Source organism: Flavobacteriales bacterium, assembly GCA_016779995.1.
In the GTDB taxonomy this organism is placed as follows: domain Bacteria; phylum Bacteroidota; class Bacteroidia; order Flavobacteriales; family UBA7312; genus UBA8444.
Genome location: JADHMO010000004.1, coordinates 75847 through 97094, shown reverse-complemented (window position 1 = coordinate 97094; position 21248 = coordinate 75847). Strand labels below are relative to the sequence as shown.

The following is a 21248-nucleotide window of genomic DNA, read 5'->3' as shown; positions in this document are numbered from 1 at the left end:
ATGTTAAAAAAGTCATCTTTACTTATTGCATTTGTATTAATCCTAGACCAATTACTAAAGGTTTGGATAAAGACAAATATGATGATTGGTCAAGAAATACATTTTTTTGATTGGTTTATTATACACTTTACTGAAAACAAGGGTATGGCATTTGGTATGGAGTTTGGGGGAAATCTAGGGAAATATATACTAAGTATTTTTAGAATAATAGCCATCGTTGCCATTAGTATTTATTGGATAAAATTGGCAAAGACTCAGGTTAAAAAAGGCATTATTTATAGTATATCCCTTATACTTGCAGGTGCTATTGGCAATATGGTTGATAGTGCTTTTTATGGTATGATTTTTTCTGAAAGTTATGGACAAATAGCGACTGTTTTTGAGGGAGGATATTCTAGTTTTCTTCAAGGAAAAGTTGTCGATATGTTTTACTTTCCATTGATTAATGGACACTTTCCCAACTGGTTTCCTTTTGTTGGGGGCAATCATTTTATCTTCTTCAGACCAATTTTTAATATTGCTGATGCTGCTATTAGTACGGGAGTTATCAATATTTTGATTTTTCACCGTTCTTTCTTCAAATAATTATTGGTGTTTTTCTAATAATTCTTTGTAAACTTTTTGTGCATTGGTGTTTCTGTAGCTTTTTTTAGTCCAATATATTCTTCTAACAAATCCAAAAAGCTTGAATAAAAATAGACTGTACGAACGCACCTTTTTCCCCTTCCAGATTTCTGGAAAAGCCATACCGTGTTTTAACATATAAGGCCCAAAAATGGAAAGGCTTAATTCGCAATTTTTTTCGTTATAAAAACTGTCAAAAGTTACCTTCTCTTTGGTCTTGTTTACAGTGGGTAATTTTCGTTTTGGAGAAATATCACAATGTTTTAGTGCCTTTTCAAAGTCTTCTTGTAAGTTTTCGAAGCGAATAATAAAACTACAATATGGGGCGGTTATACTTAACCAATTATCAAAAGGAAATTGGTAATAAAGACTTAGAAAATCTTCGTAGCTACTATTATTGTCTCTCAAATATTTTGACAATTTGTAGTCTCTCATTTTAAGATGTCCACCATTTTTTCTTAATAATTTCTCATTACTAAAATTACCACTACTGTCGTTTATCATCTTAGTATAATAGCTCACAGAAATATCTAAAGGATTTCGAGCACAAGCTATAACCTTGTATTTTTTTTCTTCCTCTGTTGCTATCTTCAAAAAGTCTTGATAGATGGAATGTTTAGCAAGTATGGGCTTCCCATCATATTGTTCGCACAATTCTTTTGATATAGCTGTTGATGCCGCCAACGGCAGACCTACAAAAACGTATTTATATTTATGACTAATAATCATATTAAATTATTCTTGTAAAGGTGTTCTGCAATTTGCACAGCATTGGTGGCAGCACCTTTTCTGAGGTTATCAGAAACCACCCACATATTTAAAGTATTTTCTTGAGAGAAATCGCGGCGTATTCGCCCCACAAACACCTCATCTTTACCTTCGGCATATATAGGCATTGGGTAGGTATTAACATCTGGGTTGTCTTGAACACTAACGCCCGGAAAATCATGTAATAACTGACGTACCTTGGATAATTCAAAATCAGTATAAAACTCTACATTAACACTCTCAGAATGCCCCCCTTTGACAGGCACTCTTACAGCTGTTGCGCTAACTTCTATACTATCATCTCCCATTATCTTTTTAGTCTCTCTAACTAACTTCATTTCTTCTTTGGTATAACCATTATCTTCAAAGATATCGCAATGAGGCAAAGCGTTTTCGTGAATGGGGTAAGGATATGCCATTTCTCCATTAATTCCATTGCTTTCATTTTCCAATTGTTTGACGGCTTTTACACCAGTCCCTGTAATGGACTGATAGGTAGAGATTACCACACGTTTTATTGTATAAACATCGTGCAAAGGCTTTAATGCCATCAATAGCTGAATAGTGGAACAGTTAGGATTGGCAATAATTTTATCTTCTTTAGTTAAGGTATTGCCATTAATTTCTGGAATAATAAGTGCTTTAGTCTGTCGCCAAGCCGAAGAGTTATCAATCACTTTAGTGCCTACTTCAGCAAAACGAGGTGCCCATTCTAAAGAAACATTTCCACCAGCAGAGAATATGGCTAGGTCGGGCCGTTCAGTTACAGCATCTTCTATCGAAATAATGGTCAATTCTTTACTCTTAAATGTTACAGTTTGACCGACTGAATTGGAAGAAGCAACAACTAATAATTCACTTACAGGAAAGGAACGTTCCTCCAAAACTTTGAGCATAACCTGCCCCACCATTCCTGTTGCCCCTACAACCGCTACTTTCATTGAGTGAATAATTTATGCCAAAAATAAGGACTATATTTGAATTGCCTAGAACTAAACATGCTAATTTTGCTGTATGAAAAAATACTTACTTATAACGTTCTGCCCTTTTTATCTGTTTGCTCAGTTAAACGATGATTTTCAAAACTTAGACAATTGGACAGGTGACACTTACAAGTTTGAAATAGATAGTTTAGGGCAATTGCACCTTTCGGCACAAGCACTTACAGATAAAGCCATTATTTGGCGTAACTCTAAGGCTTTAATTAATGGACTTTGGCAAATAGACGTGACCATGGACTTTAACCCCTCTTCTACTAACTATACTCAGATTCATTTGTCTTCAGACTCTGTGGCTAATGGTTACTTTATAAAGTTAGGGGGCGCAAATGATGAGGTAAATCTATATAAACGTCAAGACAGTCAAAGCATAAAATTAATAGACGGTTCGGACGACTTATTAGATTTAGATAGCGTAGCACTGAGTTTATTGGTTGAAAGAGACAGTTTAGGACTATGGCAATTAAGCATTAAGCGAATATCCGATAATGATTTTTTATTTCAAGGTCAATGTTTTGATGATAGCTATTTGACAAGTCAGCAGTTTGGAATTGAATGCGTTTATACAAAAACACGTTCAGACAAATTTTACTTTGACAATTTGAGGGTAGAAGGTTATTCTTTTGTAGATACATTTTTGTATCCCCAAGCCAACGATATAGTCATAAATGAAGTCTTGTTCAATCCCATTGATGGGGATAACGATTTTGTAGAAATAATTAACCGTAGCGACAAGACCTTATGCCTTAAAAACTTACAATTGGGCAACTATTATGCCAATGCTCCAGCCAATTTTAAAAGCATTACGGACTCATACAACTTTTTAAAACCTCAAGAAATATTAGTCTTGTGTCTATCTAAAGAAACGCTATTACATTACCACCCCCTAGCTTTAGAATACAGAATCATAGAATTAGAATCTATGCCCTCTTACAATAACGATATGGGGGCGGTTGTATTGAGTTTAGATAGTACCATTATCGATGAGTTTCATTACGATGAAGGAATGCATTTTGATTTATTAACGGACGTTGAAGGGGTATCTTTAGAGCGTATTAGTACTGAAATAAATAGTATTAACAATTGGCATTCGGCTGCCGAACAGGACGGCTTTTCAACCCCTACACTAGTTAATTCCCAAGCCCAACTATTGCTAACACCTCAAGAGATAATGACTCTAAGCCCAGCTATTATAAGCCCTAACAATGATGGGGTGAATGACTTGCTGAGTATTCAATTACAATTCAATACTAGTGGCTATCGAGGGCGGATACTTATTTTTAACCCCCAAGGATTTCTTATTAAAACTCTAGTAAATAATGCACTTTTTGGCACAAGTGACATCTTTTTTTGGGACGGCACAACGGATAGAAATGAAGTTGCCAAAGCGGGATTATATATCGTCTGGCTAGAGGCAACGCACCCTCAATATTCTTCTGTTCTAGAAAAGCAAACTACTGTTGTTGGCCGAGAGTAATAAATGGTGTAATTTTGCGTTGTCTTTGCATATACTTTCCCTTTTCACTTCTTATTTCTGAAGCTGTTGGAATAAGCTGAACAGCAACGTAAAACTTCCGAAGTAAGCACGAATTTAATTCCTTAGAAGAAATGAAAAAAATCATTAATTTTAGTAAATTAACTCTTTTTGTTTTAATTTTATTCACTACTAGTTGCAAAAAAGAATTTTTACCGACACCAACAAAAGATGATGTGGTAAAGAAATTTAAAGGCTTAGAGGTTAACCATAAAAATGACTTAGAAGCATTAAATTATACAATTGAAGATTACCAAGAGTTATATTTAAACCGTTATAAATCGACAGCTAGAAGCAACGCTACGCTTGACGATATTGATTATCCGAGTCTAGAGACATTAGCTCAAATAGAAGAGGAAATAATACCAAATTATCCAGATGTCTATGAAATGAGTGATGAAGATATCGATAGAATAAAGCTAGATTTTCCATCACTTTCTGATCAGGAAATTGCAGAAAATTTAGAGGTCATTGCTGAATATTATGACAAAAACATACAGTATGATTACTTCCAAGAGTTACTAGATAATCTTACTCAAAATACTTTTGAAAATGCTAGATTATCAGGGGGTTATCCTGGAGGAATGTGCTCTTATGAGTTTTGGTACATAGCAGGAAAACCCACGGCAGCTTATTGTATCAATAAGGCAAAGAACAAAGCCTTAGAGATGACAAATTCTCAATTTTCAGGACAAAGTAAAAGTCAAACTAAAGCAGATGCTTTTAGGCATGGAGTTTGGAATGTATTAATAGCCAAATATTATGGTACAAAGAAAAAAAGCGTAACCAAAGGAGTGAATTTAGCAAAAGGCTTTACAGATAGGCACGAACTTTGTAACTTAGATGCTGGTATAAAAGATTGGGATTGTGAAATGGACTATCACAACAATTATGTCGGGAGAGATTACTTTCAAAAAAAGAGTTATATCAAAACTAAAAAACGAAAGCTTTGGTTTAAGAAAAAATGGTTAGTATCGCCATCAGAATCAGTTATTAAAAATGCCTTTAAAACTAAAGCCAATAATGCAACAAAGGTTGGTAAAAGTGTTAATAAGGTTAGGCAAGTATCTAAATACAAACTAGTATATTTTGAAAATTAAAATGTTAAATAATAAAATTTTTGGACTGCTAATGATAGTTTTGTTAGCGTCTTGTGGTAAATCTAACCTTTTCTCTAATCGCTTTACACTTAATGTAGAAAATAATACAAGTTATTATAAAAGTATGAAGCTTGTTATCGATGGAAGTACGGGCAGATTGGATTCGATTGTATTTGCACTTCAGCCCAATGCAGAAGAAAGTTTTGAGTGGAAAAAGCCAAAGATGGATGGCGAGGGAACAGTTCTTTGTTATCTCAACGATTCTTCGGTGCACGGCTGGTATTATACCAACAAAAGCTTTCTAGTTGACGAAACAGACATTATACTCTTCCAAGACTCTATATCGATTGCTGACCACAAGGGTTATTAATCAAGCAACTATAAGTTTTGAATTCGATTTAAACCCTTTGGACTATCCAAAGGGTTTTTTTAGTTAAATTTGAAGACTAATAAAATCCCTAAACTATGAAAAACAGTGTCCGACTATTTAAAATCTTCTTTTATCTCTTTGCCGTTATCTTTTTAGCCTATTGGTGTGGTACCCACGAATGGGTGAAATTGAACAATCTAGCAGAACTTAGCCTATTCTCTTGGGTTTCGTTCTTCTTTTTCAGTTATATATTTTTAGATTTTGTTTTTCGACTATACCAAGCCTTGAAACCTTTAGAATCACAAAATACCAATACCAATCTAGAGCAAGAAGACGATACTACAGATAATGCTTTATAAATCCGTATTTTTGGAACTTGATGGAAGTTTCAGAAGACATAAAATCAGTATTACAGAACCTTAGCACCGAGCCAGGAGTATATCACTTTTATGACGCTAAAGAAGCTCTTTTATATGTCGGCAAGGCTAAAAACCTCAAACGCAGGGTGTCGTCTTATTTCAATCGCAAACACGACAGTTTCAAAACGACTTATATGGTACGCAAAATACACCGTATCGAAACCCTAGTCGTCGATACCGAAATGGACGCCTTATTGCTTGAAAACAACCTCATCAAAAAATACCAACCTCGCTACAACATCTTACTCAAAGACGATAAAACCTACCCTTGGATTTGTATCAAAAAAGAACCTTTTCCTCGAGTATTCTATACCAGACAACTCATCAAAGACGGTTCTGAATATTTTGGTCCCTACACCAATCCAAAAATCATTAGTGCTATGCTGAATTTTATTCGGCAGATTTACCCTCTAAGAACATGCAAATACCATTTGTCTGAACAAAATATTCAAGCGGGCAAATTCAAAGAATGTTTGGAATTTCATATTGGAAATTGCTTAGCCCCTTGTGTTGGCAAACAAGAAGGCCAACATTATGAGCAAGACGTGGAACAAATACGCCAAATATTAAAAGGAAACATACGTTCTGTAGTTCAACATTTCAAAGCAGAAATGTTCAAGCTATCAGAAAAGATGGAGTATGAAAAAGCCCAGGTTGTAAAGGAGAAGATAGAACAGTTAGAACATTATCAGTCTAAATCGTCTATCGTTAGCCCAAGCATTAATGACGTTGATGTTTTTAGTATTGTTTCCGACCAAGACTACGCTTATGTTAACTTTTTTAAAGTGTCTAGTGGAGCTATCATACAAGCCCACGCTATGGAAATAAAAAAGAAATTAGACGAAACGGACGAAGAGCTCCTCACAATGGCTATTACAGAAATTCGCCAACGTTTTCACAGTACATCTAAGGAGGCGTTTTTAAATATTCCAATAAAATCCAAATGGCAAAATTTAAAAATTTCAGTTCCAAAAATTGGCGATAAATACAAATTAGTCAATCTCTGTTTTAAGAATGCTAAAAACATACAAAAAGACCGTATTCGTAAAAATGAAGAATTGCGTCATCGATTAGACAACAAAAGGGTGTTGGAGCAGTTACAACACGACTTGCGACTCAGTTCAAAACCTCGTCATATCGAATGTTTTGACAACTCCAATATACAGGGTACTAACCCAGTGGCAGCTTGTGTGGTCTTCAAAAACGCAAAACCCAGCAAGAAAGACTACCGTTTGTTTAATATCAAAACCGTATCAGGTCCTGATGATTTTGCATCTATGCAAGAGGTTGTATATAGACGCTATAAACGCTTGATGAATGAAGGTCATGATTTACCTCAACTTATCGTTATTGACGGCGGTAAAGGACAGCTTAGCTCTGCTTTGAAGAGTTTAGAAAAACTAAATCTACACCATACCATAGCCATCATAGGTATTGCTAAACGATTAGAAGAAATATATTTTCCTAATGATAGTATTCCCTTATATTTAGACAAACGCTCCGAAAGCCTGAAAGTCATTCAGCAACTGCGTAATGAAGCCCATCGTTTTGGCATTAACCACCACAGAAACAGAAGAAGTAAAAATAGTCTTGGGACTTCATTAGACAATATCGTCGGAATAGGCCCTAAAACAGTCGATACTTTAATCAGTCATTTTGGTTCTGTAAAACGTGTTTTAGAAGCCCAAGAAGACGAACTCACCAAGTTAGTAGGCATGCGCAAAGCACAGCTTATTTTGGAGATGAAAAAAAAATGATACAATACAATTAATAGCTTTATTTGTCGTTATTTTGCAAAATAATAACACTGTATTGTGTTAACATTACTTAAAATTTAAAACCATGAAAAATATTCTAACTACTGTATGTACCCTAGCTGTATTATTTTGTTATTCCCAATCTGTCACGGTAAGGTATAGCGAAACAATGGACTTATCTAACGAACTAGCTGAAATGGAAATGCCTGAAGATTTAGGAGGTTTAAGCGGTGAGTTTATTAAAAATATGATTTCTAGCGCAATGAATAAGCCATCAACATTTGAGCTGAAAGCCAATAAGATTGGAGAAACTATATATAGTGCCATTGAAGACGAAACAGAAGAAAATGGTTCAATGATTTCAATGTATGTTAGTAGTAATGAGGATATTATATATACAAATTATCAGCAAAAAACATATACACAACAAAGTAACTTTATGTCACGCAAGTTTTTAATAGATGGAGAGATAAAACAGCTTGACTGGACACTTCTCAATGAAGATTCGCGCATTGCAGGATATGATTGTAAAAAAGCTTTCAGCTTGGATACGCCAACAGATACGGTTTACGCTTGGTATTCCGATGCCATACCCTTTCAATATGGACCAAAGAAATTTGGTGGTTTGCCAGGACTTATTTTAAAAGTGTCAATCGAGGGAACGGAAATTATAGCCACTTCGGTATCTCTATCAAAAGATGATTTGGAGATTAATAAGCCACAAAAAGGCAAAAAAGTTAGTGCTCAAGAGTTTGAGGAAATTCAAAAAAAGAGGATGAATGATATGGGAGGCAGGGAAGATGGATCTAAAATAGAAATAATTACAATGTAACACGTATTAATGAGAGCATTAATATGTACGCTATTCCTTTTACCATTACTCTCCTTTACACAGAATACAATTTCTGGATTAGTAAGCTCAAACAATCAACCACTAGCCAATGCTATGGTAGTAGTTTATTCGGCAGATTCATCCGAATTCCTCACACACACTAGTTGTGATATTCAAGGACGTTACGATTTGTCCCTTGCAAATGGCAGTTTTTTTTTAAAAGTCAGCCACCTTGGCTATTATACAGAGCAAAAAGCAATAACCATTATCAATAGTTCAAAGATTGACTTTGAGCTTAAAGAAAACCCACAACTTATAAATGAGATAATGGTAGAGTCTAAAGCCATGGAATTTGTAGTTAGCGGTGACACAACACATTATAATCTTGATGTAACAACAAACGGCACTGAAGAAAGCCTAAATGATATTTTGGAAAAACTACCAGGAATAAATATTGACGATAACGGCAAAATACATGCTAATGGAAAGAAAATAGATGAATTACTTGTTGATGGCAAACCCTTTTTTGGCGAACAGCACCAACTTGCAGGTGAATATATTTCTTCGGATATGATAAGTGGTATTTCTAAATATGAAAATTATCAGGATGCTTATGATTTAAATGATAATGAACCAACAGGAATTACGGCATTGAATATTCAAATTGATGATAATTATAAAGGGCAGTTAAAAAGTCAAATAGAGGCTCAGGCAGGTTATAAAAATCGTTACTATTTATCCACAATCTCATTTTCTTTAAAAGAAAAATCCAACTTTTATTTACTTACAAATTCAAACAATTTAGGTAAACAAACATTCAGTATAGAAGATTATATCGGTTTTCAAGGAGGAATAGAAAAATTGGTTGAACAGAGCAGTCAGTCTTTTGGCTCAATACATTTCGATGTACCAGAATTTTTATTCACAAACAATGAGGTTAAATCTAAAAACGAACATTTAGGCGCTCTTAATTATTCGTACATTCCTACAAATAAGTTTAAGTTAAACACGAATATTATAATCGATAATGTAAACGCAATAGAACAACAGCTAACACAACAACAATTTTTTAATAACCAACTCAATACAATTTCTAATAGAATAGAAAGTAAGTTCATCATCAACAATAGTCATGCTAATATTGACTATAAGCTAGACTCAAAATCGAAATTAAATTATACGGCGCATTTTGCACCAAAACTCAATGACTTAGCCAATGACGACACCTTTAATTCAAGACGAATAGGCGAGGAGAGAAAGCAAAAAGGCTTTTCTACTAACCATAATATAAGTTATAGCAGACTTTTGGGTAAAGCCAAGCTAAACAGTGCTGTTTTTTTAAATCATAATAGCGAAGAAAACACCTTGCTTATTCAAGCTGATACGTCTTCTTCAACAAACTTAAATCAAGCATATGAAGTAAATGAGTTAATCAGTAGGAATAAAAGTTCATACGGCTTAAATACTGAGCTCAAAGTTAAAATAGCCGATTATTTATCAACTAAAGTTTACTATAAAGTATCAACGAACAATGATGTCTTTAACACATCTCTTTTCAACAATCGGTCTGAGTTAAATCATTTCGAAAATCAGTTAGGGTTGATATTTTTCAAGAGGAATAATACTTTTTTTAATTATCAATTAGGCACCAATTATTCTATTGTTAGGCGTAATTTTAACTCTCTAACTCATCACTTTTTGCCTTTTGCATCAATTCTTTTAAACTTCAGTCAATCCCATAGCTTGTCACTAAACCTAAACCAAAAAATGGAGTATGTATCGGCAAAACAATTAGCTTCAGAAATCTATATTGTATCTTATAATACTTTACATCAGAATCTAAATCTTAAGCCCAATGATTATGCAAAATATAGTATGATAGATTTAAATTATAAGATTTATGATATGTATTCCGGAATAAACGCTGTGATAGGCGGAAGTGTTAGTGAGGGTAAAGATGTATTTACCAAAAATTCTTTAATATCTTCAAATGCAACTACTCATTTATCAGTAAAAAGCCCATATAGTTATGATTATAGACTCATTGCTATAATCGGAAAAAGGGTTTTTATTTTACCCCTAAACATTCAAACTAAAACATCTTTTAATTCTTCTGAGCAAATAGCATATCTGCAAGACTCAGAACAGACCACCTTGAGTAATACATTTTCCACTCAAATAGAATTAAAGTCTCGCTTTAAAAATCCTATTTTTAATTGTGATGTTGCCTATAAATTACGAATCAATCAAGTAAAAAACAAAAACAACTTAAAAATCAATCAAATAACAGTCATAAATCCTCATATTAATTTAAATTTTGAGTTTAAGAACTTAAAAGCAAAAATCAATACGTCGCTTAAATCATATTCAACTGAAAATTACACTCAAGAAAGAATTTATTTGTCACCCACTTTTAAATATCATAAAGCTAAATCCAAATGGGAATTTAGTTTAAGTGCTAACGATATTTTGAATTTAAATACTAACGAAACCTATATCTTAGAAAATCACTTTAGCTATATTGAAGAAGAGGTTAGAGAGATTTTAGGTGGCTATATTACAGCTGGCATCAAGTTAAAGTTGTAATAAAATTTAATTCCTTAACTTTGTAGGACTTAAAACCAATAGCCATGAAAATTATCCAAACAGCGGAGAGGGTATCTCATGAGGACATCTCCGATAATTTTGTTTTTCAACGTTCTTTATTAGCCTATGTAGAGGCATCAAAAATTGTTTCGGGCAAAGTCCTAGAAATAGGAACAGGTAGCGGATACGGTATAGATATCATTTCGCCTTTTACCGATAAATTTGTTACCATTGATAAACACGATGCTAATATTTCAACACATAATAAAGACAATGTAGAGTTTATCCAAATGAGTATGCCTCCAATGAATAACTTTGAACGTAAAACCTTTGACTTTGTAATTAGTTTTCAGGTCATTGAACACATCAAGTACGACGCTTTTTTTCTGTCAGAAGTAAGCAGAGTACTAAAAAATGGAGGGAAGTTTATTGTAAGCACACCAAATATTAAAAAAACACTAACCAGAAATCCTTGGCATATACGTGAATATACTATTTCAGAACTCGAGAAGAAAATGTTAATTCACTTTAAGACGGTTCAAAAACTTGGAGTTTTTGGAAATGAAAAAATTGCCAAATACTATGAGAAAAACAAACAAGCAGTAGAGAAAATTACTAAGTATGATTTTTTGAATTTGCAATACCGTCTGCCAAGACAATTGTTGCAAATACCTTACGACATTCTAAACCGAAGAAACCGAAAGAAATTACTTAAAAACAATACAGCTCTAGTTGAGGAGATTGCGATGACAGATTATTATATAGACGAGGCTAATGACGACTGCTTTGATTTATTCTTTATAGCACAGAAAAACCCTAACCCTAAAAAGTATAATTTTTGAAAGTAGCACGACTAATACCATTTCTATCACTAGCTATCGTTTTTTTTTCTAATTGTTCAGAAAATTGCGAAGAAGACAATCCTTTATGTAGTCATACGCCACCAACAGATGAGTTATGTGCAGCTTATTTTGAAAGGTGGTTTTACAATAGCGAAGAAAATGCTTGCCAACAAATTGGGTATAGCGGTTGTAATGAATGGGGCTTTGAATCTCTTGAAGCGTGTCAAGAGTGCGACTGCGACTAATTCAACTTATCGGAAAGTAAACGCATCTCTATTACAGGAGAAATCTTTTCATATAAAATGTGATATACTGCCTTTGTAATAGGCATCTCAATGTTGTATTGCTCGTTAATTTCTTTGATACATTTAACAGCATAATAGCCTTCTGCTATCATATTCATTTCTAGCTGTGCCGACTTTACAGAATAGCCTTTGCCTATCATATTTCCAAAGGTTCGGTTTCTACTGAACTGAGAATATACAGTAACCAATAAATCACCCAAATAGGCGGACTCTTTGATATCCCTTTTTATGGGGTGTACAGTATCTACAAAGCGTTTGATTTCTCGTATGGCATTAGAGGCTAAAACGGCTTGAAAATTATCACCATATCCTAGACTATGGCAAACTCCAGACGCTATGGCTATCACGTTTTTTAGTACAGCAGCAATTTCAGTACCATAGATATCTTCAGAAACATTAGTTTTGATATATCGGCAAGTAATTTGCTCAGCAAACCATTCTGCTTTTCTAACATCTTCACAAGCAACCGTTAAGTATGAAAGGCGTTCTAAAGCGACTTCTTCAGCATGGCACGGACCTGTTACAACACCTATATTTTCATAAGGGATATGATAGATTTCGTGTAGATAATCACCAATTATAGAATTATTCTCAGGTACAATTCCTTTTATGGCTGACACCACAAATTTATCTTTTATTGATACACTCAAGGATTCTAGAGTTGTTGCCAAAAAAGCAGATGGTACGGCTAGTACAATACAATCAGCAGTCTCAACAATAGCATTAATATCAGAATCGATAGTGAGTTTGTTAGGGAATAACTCGGCAGCACTAATGTAATTGGGGTTGTTGCCATAGCGTTTGATGTGGGCAATATTATCCTCATTACGCATCCACCAACTAACAGATTCTTGATTTTCTGAGAGCATCTTAACGATAGCTGTTGCCCAACTACCACCACCAATTACCGCTATATTTTTGAACAAAGACATTTATTCTTCGGTTTTGTTTTCAGGCTTCATCTGAGGGAAGAATAACACATCTTGAATAGAGTTGCTATTAGTCATTATCATTGACAGTCTATCAATACCAATACCTAGTCCAGCTGTAGGGGGCATACCATATTCTATTGAACGTAGAAAATCTTCATCTAAGACCATAGCTTCTTCGTCGCCTCTTTTTGCTAATTTTAGTTGGTCCTCAAAACGCTCTCTTTGGTCAATAGGGTCGTTCAATTCTGAAAAGGCATTACATATTTCCTTACCATTACAAATGGCTTCAAATCGTTCTACCAAACCTTCTTTATCTCTGTGTTTTTTAGCTAATGGTGACATTTCAACTGGGTAGTCTGTTATGAAAGTAGGCTGTATCAATTGCCCTTCACATTTTTCTCCAAAAATCTCGTCAATTAATTTACCTCTTGCCATAGAGGAATCCACGCTAACCCCTAAATCTTTAGCTGTTTTTGCCATAGTTGTCTCGTCCATTTCAGAAATATCAATACCTGTGAAGTTTTCAATGGCTTCATACATAGTGTATCGCTTCCATGGTCTTTGGAAGTTGATGAGGTTTTCGCCAACTTGTACTTCAGTAGTGCCGTGTAGGTCTAAAGCAATTTTTTCTACCATTTCTTCCACCAAATCCATCATCCAGTTATAGTCTTTATAAGCCACATACAGTTCAACTTGAGTAAACTCTGGATTATGAAATCGACTCATACCCTCATTTCTAAAGTCTTTAGAAAATTCATAAACGCCATCAAAACCACCAACAATCAGTCTCTTGAGATATAGCTCGTTAGCAATACGCAAATAAAGAGGCATGTCTAAAGTGTTGTGATGTGTTTTGAAAGGACGTGCTGCCGCCCCCCCATAAATAGGTTGTAAAATAGGAGTTTCCACTTCTAAATACCCTTTGTCATTTAGATAAGAACGCATAGAGTTAGTCAGTTGTGTTCGCTTAACAAACGCTTCTTTAACGTGTGGATTAACCACCAAATCTACATAACGCTGACGGTATCTTTTCTCAGGATCAGTAAAGGCGTCATATATTTTACCATCAGTATCGGTTTTTGGTAACGGTAATGGTCTTAGTGTTTTACTTAAAACAACAAAACTTTCTACATGTATAGAAATTTCACCAACCTTAGTAGTAAACACATAGCCCTTAACTCCTATAAAGTCTCCAATATCAAGGAGTTTTTTAAAGACGGTGTTGTACATGGTTTTGTCCTCATCAGGACAAATTTCATCTCGATTAAAATAGAGTTGTATTCTACCCGTACTATCCTGTAGTTCAGCAAAAGAGGCTTTTCCCATAACTCTACGACTCATCAATCGACCAGCAATTTGGATATTCTTATAACCAAGTTTATCAGAATTGTAGTTTTTCTTTATTTCAGTAGCCGAAACATTAACATCAAATAACTCTGAAGGGTAAGGATTTATACCCAATTCTAACAACTTTTGTAAGGACTCCCTCCTCACAATTTCTTGTTCTGACAACTCTCTATGCATGTAATTAATTTTCGGCAAAGATATTAAATAATTAACGCTCTAATTTTGTAGTTTTACACCCATTAAAAATAACCTTATACAAAACACATCTTTATTATGAAAATGAACGATTATATCAGCGACTTTACTAAGCACCTAACAGAAGCATTAGAAATAGGTCAGACTACTTTACTTAGCGAACCTCACGCTGATATTCATAACGTTCTTATTTGTGGTTTAGGGGGGTCTGGAATTGGAGGAACAATAGTCAACGATTTAGTATCTGAACATATCAATGTGCCGATAGCAGCAACAAAAGATTATAGCATACCCAATTTTGTAGATGAAAACACCCTTGTAATAGCCTCTTCATACTCAGGTAACACCGAAGAAACGCTGTATGCTTTGGAAGCTTGTCAAAAGAGAAGAGCCCAGATAGCTTGTGTAACATCTGGAGGGGCATTAGAAAAGTTAGCCAAAGAAAAAGGATTTAACTGCATAACAATACCTGGTGGTCAGCCACCAAGAGCTATGTTTGGGTATTCTTTTACTCAGTTGTTCTTCTTGCTCAATCATTATGGATTGATAGACAATTCTTTTATGTCTGAATTTGAAAAAGGGATAGCCCTATTAGATAGCCAAGAGGAGGCCATTAAATCAGAAGCTAAAGCGTTAGCCTCAAAACTATATGGCACTACCCCTGTAATTTATACGGCGGCAGGATTTGAAGGTGTTGGTGTGCGTTTCCGCCAACAAATCAACGAAAACAGTAAAATGTTATGTTGGCACCACGTTATCCCTGAAATGAATCACAACGAATTATTAGGTTGGAGAATAAACACAGATAATTTAGGTGTGGTTTACTTTAGAAACAAATGTGATTACGATAGAAATCAGGTGAGAATAGACATCAATAAAGAAGTCATTTCTAAATTCACGGATAATATTTCCGAGGTTTGGAGCAAAGGTGATTCTCGTATCGAAAACAGTCTTTACCACATTCATTTGGGCGATTGGGTATCGTGGTACTTATCAGAAATGAATGAAGTAGATGCTATAGAAATAGATGTAATTAACTTCCTAAAGAGTTCTTTAGCTAAGCTATAATGTATGCCTAAAGTTGTTTTTCAAGATTTAGGGCTCATCGATTATAAAGAAGCTTGGGACTATCAAGAAAAACGATTTAATGAAATCCTTGATGTTAAGAAAAACAACAGAAAGGAAAACAGAAAAGACCCTACCTTATCCTACCTCTTATTTTGTGAACACCCTCACGTATATACTTTAGGTAAAAGTGGCGACGAAAATAACCTCTTAGTCAATGAAGATTACCTTAAGTCTAGAGGAGCGACCTTTTATAAAATCAATAGAGGAGGGGACATCACTTATCACGGACCGGGACAGATAGTCGGTTACCCCATTTTAGATTTAGACAATTTTTTTACAGATATCCATAAGTATCTACGTTACCTTGAAGAAGCGGTTATCTTAACTCTTGCTGACTACGGAATTGAGAGCACACGTTCAGACGGTGAAACGGGCGTTTGGTTAGATGTAGGCAATGAAAATGCCCGAAAAATATGTGCCTTAGGAGTCCGTTCTAGCCGATGGGTAACGATGCACGGTTTTGCTTTTAACGTCAATTGTGATTTGTCCTATTTTGGCAATATTATTCCTTGTGGTATAGTCGATAAATCGGTGACTTCTATGCAAAAGGAATTGGGCAAGGAAGTGGATATGCAAGAAGTCCAGCACAAGCTAAAAGATCATCTCAAAAAGCTGTTTGACTTTCAGTTTGTGAATGAATAACTTGCTTTTGAATTTTAAAGCCATTTCTAATGAAACCACTTCTTACATTTTTAATCTCACTTTCAGTATTTACCTTTTTAGGTGTGGAAATGAATTGGTACAGCTTTGTTGTTTTACCGACTTTATCTTTGAGTTTATGTCTTGCCATAGTTCAAAGAAATAGGCTAATGCCTAATCTTATTTCAGTTCACCAATTTATATGTCTGTTTTTGATTTCTATTTATGTTCTTCATTTATCGGTATATTATTTGAACCCACCTTACCTCAAGCTTCTTTTTGAAATCGGTATAGCTGTAGCTTTATTGATTTTAATTGTAATAATAGCTTTGAGAATAAGTACAAAAGATGATAAAAAGGTCAAGGCTTATAAATTGTTATTGCAATACGCCTATCTTATCTTTTGTTTTCAGATGTTTCCTCTAATAGTTTCTTATTGAGTTTTGCCCTATAATTCTGATGGGATATTCTTATCTTTGAGCTTGTTATGCTCGAAAACATTTCCATTCATAAAATACTATTCCTAGATGTAGAAACAGTCCCTGTAGCTCCCACATTTTCTGAGCTTTCAGAGGAGTTTCAATTGTTATGGGCAGAAAAAACACGTTGGCAACGTTCAGAAGGCCAAACTCCAGACGAATTTTATGGACTAAAAGCAGGTGTAATGGCAGAATTTGCCAAAGTAATTTGTGTTTCTGTAGGTTACATTTATGAGAAAAACAACACCTCTTTTTTTAGGATTAAGTCCTTTTATGGCGATGACGAGCAGTTATTATTAAATGAGCTTAAAACACTTTTAGATGATAAGTTTGCTACTAAAAGCCATTACCTCTGCGCTCACAATGGCAAGGAGTTCGATTACCCCTTTTTATGTAGGCGAATGATTGTCAACGGAGTAACCCTACCTAAGATACTAGAAATAGCAGGTAAAAAACCGTGGGAAGTTCGTCACCTAGACACCATGGAGCTATGGAAGTTTGGAGATTACAAACACTACACCTCTATCAAATTGTTGGCGGCATTATTTGACATACCAACACCCAAAGATGATATTGACGGTAGTCAAGTAGCCAAAATCTATTGGCAAGAACAAGATTTGGAACGCATTCGAGTATATTGTCAGAAAGACACACTAACTGTAGCACAAATATTATTGAAATACATGGGTAAACCCATACTTACAGAAGAACAAATAGAAGTTGCATAATTAAACGATAACTCCTAAATTGAGGCCATAAATATACCTATCATGAACAATACCTTATTAGAATTTAAAAACCTTGTTACTGAGTTCCATACAGAAGGAAAAGTAGTAACCGCTGTAAATAATATAAGCTTTACACTCAATAAAGGCGAGACTATTGGTATTGTTGGTGAATCAGGCTCTGGAAAGTCGGTGACTTCATTGTCTGCCATGCGTTTAGTCCCTTCACCTCCAGGTAAAATTGCTGGTGGCGAAATCCTATTCCATAAAAAAGACGGAGAAACGGTTGATTTTTTACAAATTTCTGAAAAAGAAATGCGCAAATATAGAGGTAATGAAATAGCTATGATATTTCAAGAACCTATGACCTCTTTAAATCCTGTGTTTACCTGTGGCGATCAAGTGATGGAAGCTATTATGCTTCACCAAAACATCAGTAAATCTGAGGCTAAAAATTTAACCATTAAATTATTTGAAGAAGTTCAATTGCCAGACCCTGAAAGAATTTTTAACACCTATCCACATCAGATTTCAGGAGGTCAAAAGCAAAGGGTAATGATTGCTATGGCCATGTCTTGTCAGCCTTCCGTATTGGTTGCTGATGAGCCGACAACAGCCTTAGATGTTACCGTTCAAAAAACCATTTTGGAGCTGATGCAAAAGCTGCAAAAAGAACACGATATGGGAATTTTATTCATTACTCACGATTTAGGTGTTATTGCTGAGTTAGCCGACAAAGTAGTGGTGATGTACAAAGGAAATATCGTAGAACAAGGCAGTGTTTGGGATATTTTTAACAACCCACAACACCCCTACACCAAAGGACTATTAGCTTGTCGCCCTCCACTAGATAAGCGTTACACATTTTTACCGACAGTTGGCGACTTTATGCAAACCAATGAAAAAGGGGAGAATATAGCCAATGACATTTCTGTTGAGGACTTTACTAAAGATTTAGTAGTCTCAAAAGCAGAAAGAGATAAACAACAAAAAGCATTATTTGCTCAAGAGCCACTACTTCAAATTAAAAACCTTAAAACCTATTTCCCAATAAGAAATGGCTTTTTTGGGGGAATCACGGATTATGTGAAAGCAGTAGATGATGTTAGCTTTGATGTTTATCCCGGAGAAACCTTAGGCTTAGTTGGAGAGTCAGGTTGTGGTAAAACGACTACAGGAAGAACCATTTTAAGACTAAACGAGCCTACTTCGGGTCAGATGTTATATAAGGGTAAAGATATAGCCGCTTTCAACGAACAAGAACTCAGAGAGTTTAGAAAGGAAGTTCAAATTATCTTTCAAGACCCATATTCTTCATTAAACCCCCGTATGACTATAGGAAATGCTATTATGGAACCTATGCAGGTACATGGAATTTTAGCCAATGATGAAGAACGTAAAAAGAGAGTTGAAGAGCTATTAGAAAAAGTAAGTTTGGGAGCCGAACACTTCAACCGTTATCCCCATGAATTTTCTGGTGGTCAACGTCAACGTATTGGAATAGCAAGAGCATTGGCAGTCAACCCTAAATTCATTATTTGTGACGAGTCAGTATCTGCCCTAGATGTATCTGTTCAAGCTCAAGTTTTAAACTTACTCAACGATTTAAAGAAGGAATTTGGTTTAACCTACATCTTCATTTCTCACGACCTTTCTGTTGTAAAATACATGAGTGATAGAATGGTAGTTATGCAAAATGGTAAAATTGAGGAAATGGGTGATGCCGACCAAATTTACTTAGAGGCTAAAACACCATACACTCAGCGATTAATTTCTGCTATTCCAGAAGGAAGAAAAGAAAACATAAAGAAGACTAATAAGGCTTAAGCTATATTATCTTTCGCTTGAATTTTTCTTTCAAACCAATTTTTAAGCATTTTTGTTTTGTTTATCTGTTAAAAACGCTCTTTTATCAGATAGTTTTATGACTCGTCGAAAAACGCTTTTTTAAGGAGATTTTTCGTCTTACATTTGTTGTACTTAAGCATGAAAGCTTACGCTTCATAAATGAACTTGTTAAGGTTAAGTGGGATGTCGAGGTTAACGCCTCGGCATCTTTTTTTTGTTCAATTTTAAACAACAGAATTCAATTTATGACGTTATAAATTGAAATGAGAATAAGTTCATCAGCAGAATTAGCTTGTTTATCAGATAGTTTTATGACTCGTCGAAAAACACTTTTTTAAGGAGATTTTTCGTCTTAAATTTGTCATAGCTTAAGAACATGAAAGACTTACGCTTCATAAATGAACTTGTTAAGGTTAAGTGGGATGCCGAGGTTAACGCCTCGGCATCTTTTTTTATAGTACCATCTCTGGAATATCACCTTCAACAATTAATTTTCCTTCAGTAGCATTTTGGATGTCTTCTACTGTTACGCCTGGAGCTCTTTCTAATAATTTAAAACCACTAGCTACCACTTCAAGTACAGCTAAGTTGGTAACAATCTTTTTCACGCAAGCTACGCCTGTTAAAGGCAGACTACATTGTTTTAGAAGTTTACTTTCTCCATTCTTGTTGGTGTGCATCATAGCAACAATAATGTTGTCAGCAGAGGCTACCAAATCCATTGCCCCTCCCATACCTTTAACCATTTTGCCAGGTATTTTCCAATTAGCTATATCACCTTGTTCGGATACTTCCATTGCCCCTAAAACAGTTAGTTGAACGTGTTTTCCTCTAATCATTGAAAAACTCGTAGCAGAATCAAAAAATACGGCACCATCTAAAGTGGTAATAGTCTGTTTGCCAGCATTTATAAGGTCAGCATCTTCTTCTCCTTCAAAAGGAAATGGACCCATACCTAAGACTCCGTTTTCAGATTGAAATTCAACATTTATTCCCTCAGGAATGTAGTTGGCTACAAGAGTAGGAATACCTATTCCTAAGTTTACATAATAACCGTCTTTTAGCTCTTGAGCAATACGTTTTGCAATACCAATTTTGTCTAGTGCCATTATTCTTTAGTTCTTACGGTTCGTTGTTCTATTCTTTTCTCGTAATCTTTACCTTGAAAGATGCGTTGTACAAAAATTCCAGGAGTGTGAATACTAGCAGGGTCAAGTTCACCAGCTGGAACTAAATGTTCCACTTCCGCTACGGTTATTTTACCTGCCATAGCCATCATAGGGTTAAAATTTCTAGCGGTGCCTTTATAAATAAGATTACCTGCGGTATCTCCTTTCCAAGCTTTTACGAATGCAAAATCGGCCTCAAGTGCTGATTCTAATATATGAGGCTGACCGTTAAATTCTCGAACCTCTTTACCTTCAGCCACTTCTGTGCCGTATCCTGCAGGCGTGAAAAAAGCAGGAATACCCGCTCCTCCAGCTCTACAACGTTCTGCCAATGAACCTTGAGGAATCAAATCGACCTCTAATTCTCCACTTAGCATTTGTCTTTCAAATTCAGCATTTTCCCCCACATAAGAAGATATCATTTTTTTGATTTGCTTTTTTTGGAGTAGTAACCCTAATCCAAAATTATCGACTCCGGCATTATTAGAAATACATGTTAAACCAGTGATGCCAGACTCTGATAAGGCTTTAATTGCATTTTCTGGAATACCACATAAGCCAAACCCTCCGAGCATAAAGGTCATGTTGTTATCTACCCCTTTAATAGCATCTTCAATGCTTTTTACTTCTTTATTTATCATATCTAAATGA

Annotated in this window: 21 protein-coding genes; 15 read left to right on the top strand and 6 right to left on the bottom strand. The window is 35.0% G+C overall.

Annotated elements, in window-relative coordinates:
• The gene (locus ISP71_04255) at window positions 1-585 is read left to right on the top strand and encodes a lipoprotein signal peptidase (protein MBL6663300.1); all 585 of its coding nucleotides are present in this window, start codon (window positions 1-3) and stop codon (window positions 583-585) included.
• Here the strand turns inward: ISP71_04255 and ISP71_04250 are convergent, their stop codons facing one another.
• On the bottom strand, window positions 586-1353 hold the full coding sequence (locus ISP71_04250; GenBank protein ID MBL6663299.1) for a sulfotransferase domain-containing protein: 768 nt from the start codon (window positions 1351-1353) through the stop codon (window positions 586-588).
• Window positions 1350-2333, bottom strand: coding sequence for an aspartate-semialdehyde dehydrogenase (locus ISP71_04245; protein MBL6663298.1), 984 nt, complete (start codon window positions 2331-2333; stop codon window positions 1350-1352). The genes ISP71_04250 and ISP71_04245 overlap by 4 nt, the downstream gene beginning before the upstream one ends.
• Window positions 2334-2406: 73 nt before the next feature.
• On the opposite strand from ISP71_04245, the gene ISP71_04240 reads away from it, so the two are divergent.
• From ISP71_04240 to ISP71_04200, 9 genes are all read left to right on the top strand, one after another.
• Window positions 2407-3867: a lamin tail domain-containing protein gene (locus ISP71_04240; GenBank protein MBL6663297.1), complete on the top strand. Its 1461-nt coding sequence runs from the start codon at window positions 2407-2409 to the stop codon at window positions 3865-3867.
• Between the two features lie 131 nt (window positions 3868-3998).
• Complete coding sequence (locus ISP71_04235; GenBank protein MBL6663296.1) at window positions 3999-5024, top strand: hypothetical protein; 1026 nt, start codon at window positions 3999-4001, stop codon at window positions 5022-5024.
• A 31-nt stretch (window positions 5025-5055) separates the two neighbouring features.
• Window positions 5056-5394: a hypothetical protein gene (locus ISP71_04230; protein ID MBL6663295.1), complete on the top strand. Its 339-nt coding sequence runs from the start codon at window positions 5056-5058 to the stop codon at window positions 5392-5394.
• A 95-nt stretch (window positions 5395-5489) separates the two neighbouring features.
• Window positions 5490-5753 (top strand): hypothetical protein, encoded by a 264-nt coding sequence (locus ISP71_04225; protein MBL6663294.1) that lies wholly within the window; start codon window positions 5490-5492, stop codon window positions 5751-5753.
• A 20-nt stretch (window positions 5754-5773) separates the two neighbouring features.
• Window positions 5774-7570, top strand: a complete 1797-nt coding sequence (uvrC, locus tag ISP71_04220; GenBank protein ID MBL6663293.1) for an excinuclease ABC subunit UvrC — start codon at window positions 5774-5776, stop codon at window positions 7568-7570.
• Between the two features lie 85 nt (window positions 7571-7655).
• Entirely contained in the window at window positions 7656-8402 is a 747-nt protein-coding gene (locus tag ISP71_04215; protein MBL6663292.1) for a GLPGLI family protein, read from the top strand.
• A gap of 9 nt (window positions 8403-8411) precedes the next feature.
• A complete protein-coding gene (locus ISP71_04210) occupies window positions 8412-10988 on the top strand; it encodes a carboxypeptidase-like regulatory domain-containing protein (protein ID MBL6663291.1) in 2577 nt (858 codons plus the stop codon).
• A gap of 44 nt (window positions 10989-11032) precedes the next feature.
• A complete protein-coding gene (locus tag ISP71_04205) occupies window positions 11033-11830 on the top strand; it encodes a class I SAM-dependent methyltransferase (GenBank protein MBL6663290.1) in 798 nt (265 codons plus the stop codon).
• Window positions 11827-12075, top strand: coding sequence for a hypothetical protein (locus ISP71_04200; protein ID MBL6663289.1), 249 nt, complete (start codon window positions 11827-11829; stop codon window positions 12073-12075). The genes ISP71_04205 and ISP71_04200 overlap by 4 nt, the downstream gene beginning before the upstream one ends.
• On the opposite strand, the gene ISP71_04195 is transcribed toward ISP71_04200, so the two are convergent.
• Entirely contained in the window at window positions 12072-13067 is a 996-nt protein-coding gene (locus ISP71_04195; GenBank protein ID MBL6663288.1) for an NAD(P)H-dependent glycerol-3-phosphate dehydrogenase, read from the bottom strand. The genes ISP71_04200 and ISP71_04195 overlap by 4 nt on opposite strands.
• Window positions 13068-14591 (bottom strand): lysine--tRNA ligase, encoded by a 1524-nt coding sequence (gene lysS, locus ISP71_04190; protein MBL6663287.1) that lies wholly within the window; start codon window positions 14589-14591, stop codon window positions 13068-13070.
• Window positions 14592-14687: 96 nt separating this feature from the next.
• Here lysS and ISP71_04185 point away from each other — a divergent pair, with 96 nt between their 5' ends.
• The 5 genes from ISP71_04185 to ISP71_04165 are packed head-to-tail and all read left to right on the top strand — an operon-like array spanning window position 14688 to window position 19407.
• Entirely contained in the window at window positions 14688-15677 is a 990-nt protein-coding gene (locus ISP71_04185; GenBank protein ID MBL6663286.1) for a bifunctional phosphoglucose/phosphomannose isomerase, read from the top strand.
• 3 nt (window positions 15678-15680) lie between these two features.
• Entirely contained in the window at window positions 15681-16379 is a 699-nt protein-coding gene (gene lipB / locus ISP71_04180) for a lipoyl(octanoyl) transferase LipB (GenBank protein MBL6663285.1), read from the top strand.
• Between the two features lie 29 nt (window positions 16380-16408).
• On the top strand, window positions 16409-16816 hold the full coding sequence (locus ISP71_04175; protein MBL6663284.1) for a hypothetical protein: 408 nt from the start codon (window positions 16409-16411) through the stop codon (window positions 16814-16816).
• Between the two features lie 47 nt (window positions 16817-16863).
• A complete protein-coding gene (locus ISP71_04170) occupies window positions 16864-17583 on the top strand; it encodes a 3'-5' exonuclease (GenBank protein ID MBL6663283.1) in 720 nt (239 codons plus the stop codon).
• 42 nt (window positions 17584-17625) lie between these two features.
• Entirely contained in the window at window positions 17626-19407 is a 1782-nt protein-coding gene (locus tag ISP71_04165) for an ABC transporter ATP-binding protein (protein ID MBL6663282.1), read from the top strand.
• Window positions 19408-19880: 473 nt separating this feature from the next.
• Here the strand turns inward: ISP71_04165 and ISP71_04160 are convergent, their stop codons facing one another.
• Complete coding sequence (locus ISP71_04160; protein ID MBL6663281.1) at window positions 19881-20537, bottom strand: CoA transferase subunit B; 657 nt, start codon at window positions 20535-20537, stop codon at window positions 19881-19883.
• Window positions 20537-21238, bottom strand: a complete 702-nt coding sequence (locus ISP71_04155; GenBank protein ID MBL6663280.1) for a CoA transferase subunit A — start codon at window positions 21236-21238, stop codon at window positions 20537-20539. The genes ISP71_04160 and ISP71_04155 overlap by 1 nt, the downstream gene beginning before the upstream one ends.
• Window positions 21239-21248 lie beyond the last annotated feature (10 nt).

What these genes read in the sequence shown, in the direction of transcription:
- ISP71_04255 (MBL6663300.1), top strand. Translation starts at nt 1, where the DNA reads ATGTTAAAAAAGTCATCTTTACTTATTGCATTTGTATTAATCCTAGAC.
- ISP71_04250 (MBL6663299.1), bottom strand. Translation starts at nt 1,353, where the DNA reads ATGATTATTAGTCATAAATATAAATACGTTTTTGTAGGTCTGCCGTTG.
- ISP71_04245 (MBL6663298.1), bottom strand. Translation starts at nt 2,333, where the DNA reads ATGAAAGTAGCGGTTGTAGGGGCAACAGGAATGGTGGGGCAGGTTATG.
- ISP71_04240 (MBL6663297.1), top strand. Translation starts at nt 2,407, where the DNA reads ATGAAAAAATACTTACTTATAACGTTCTGCCCTTTTTATCTGTTTGCT.
- ISP71_04235 (MBL6663296.1), top strand. Translation starts at nt 3,999, where the DNA reads ATGAAAAAAATCATTAATTTTAGTAAATTAACTCTTTTTGTTTTAATT.
- ISP71_04230 (MBL6663295.1), top strand. Translation starts at nt 5,056, where the DNA reads ATGATAGTTTTGTTAGCGTCTTGTGGTAAATCTAACCTTTTCTCTAAT.
- ISP71_04225 (MBL6663294.1), top strand. Translation starts at nt 5,490, where the DNA reads ATGAAAAACAGTGTCCGACTATTTAAAATCTTCTTTTATCTCTTTGCC.
- uvrC (MBL6663293.1), top strand. Translation starts at nt 5,774, where the DNA reads ATGGAAGTTTCAGAAGACATAAAATCAGTATTACAGAACCTTAGCACC.
- ISP71_04215 (MBL6663292.1), top strand. Translation starts at nt 7,656, where the DNA reads ATGAAAAATATTCTAACTACTGTATGTACCCTAGCTGTATTATTTTGT.
- ISP71_04210 (MBL6663291.1), top strand. Translation starts at nt 8,412, where the DNA reads ATGAGAGCATTAATATGTACGCTATTCCTTTTACCATTACTCTCCTTT.
- ISP71_04205 (MBL6663290.1), top strand. Translation starts at nt 11,033, where the DNA reads ATGAAAATTATCCAAACAGCGGAGAGGGTATCTCATGAGGACATCTCC.
- ISP71_04195 (MBL6663288.1), bottom strand. Translation starts at nt 13,067, where the DNA reads ATGTCTTTGTTCAAAAATATAGCGGTAATTGGTGGTGGTAGTTGGGCA.
- lysS (MBL6663287.1), bottom strand. Translation starts at nt 14,591, where the DNA reads ATGCATAGAGAGTTGTCAGAACAAGAAATTGTGAGGAGGGAGTCCTTA.
- ISP71_04185 (MBL6663286.1), top strand. Translation starts at nt 14,688, where the DNA reads ATGAAAATGAACGATTATATCAGCGACTTTACTAAGCACCTAACAGAA.
- lipB (MBL6663285.1), top strand. Translation starts at nt 15,681, where the DNA reads ATGCCTAAAGTTGTTTTTCAAGATTTAGGGCTCATCGATTATAAAGAA.
- ISP71_04175 (MBL6663284.1), top strand. Translation starts at nt 16,409, where the DNA reads ATGAAACCACTTCTTACATTTTTAATCTCACTTTCAGTATTTACCTTT.
- ISP71_04170 (MBL6663283.1), top strand. Translation starts at nt 16,864, where the DNA reads ATGCTCGAAAACATTTCCATTCATAAAATACTATTCCTAGATGTAGAA.
- ISP71_04165 (MBL6663282.1), top strand. Translation starts at nt 17,626, where the DNA reads ATGAACAATACCTTATTAGAATTTAAAAACCTTGTTACTGAGTTCCAT.
- ISP71_04160 (MBL6663281.1), bottom strand. Translation starts at nt 20,537, where the DNA reads ATGGCACTAGACAAAATTGGTATTGCAAAACGTATTGCTCAAGAGCTA.
- ISP71_04155 (MBL6663280.1), bottom strand. Translation starts at nt 21,238, where the DNA reads ATGATAAATAAAGAAGTAAAAAGCATTGAAGATGCTATTAAAGGGGTA.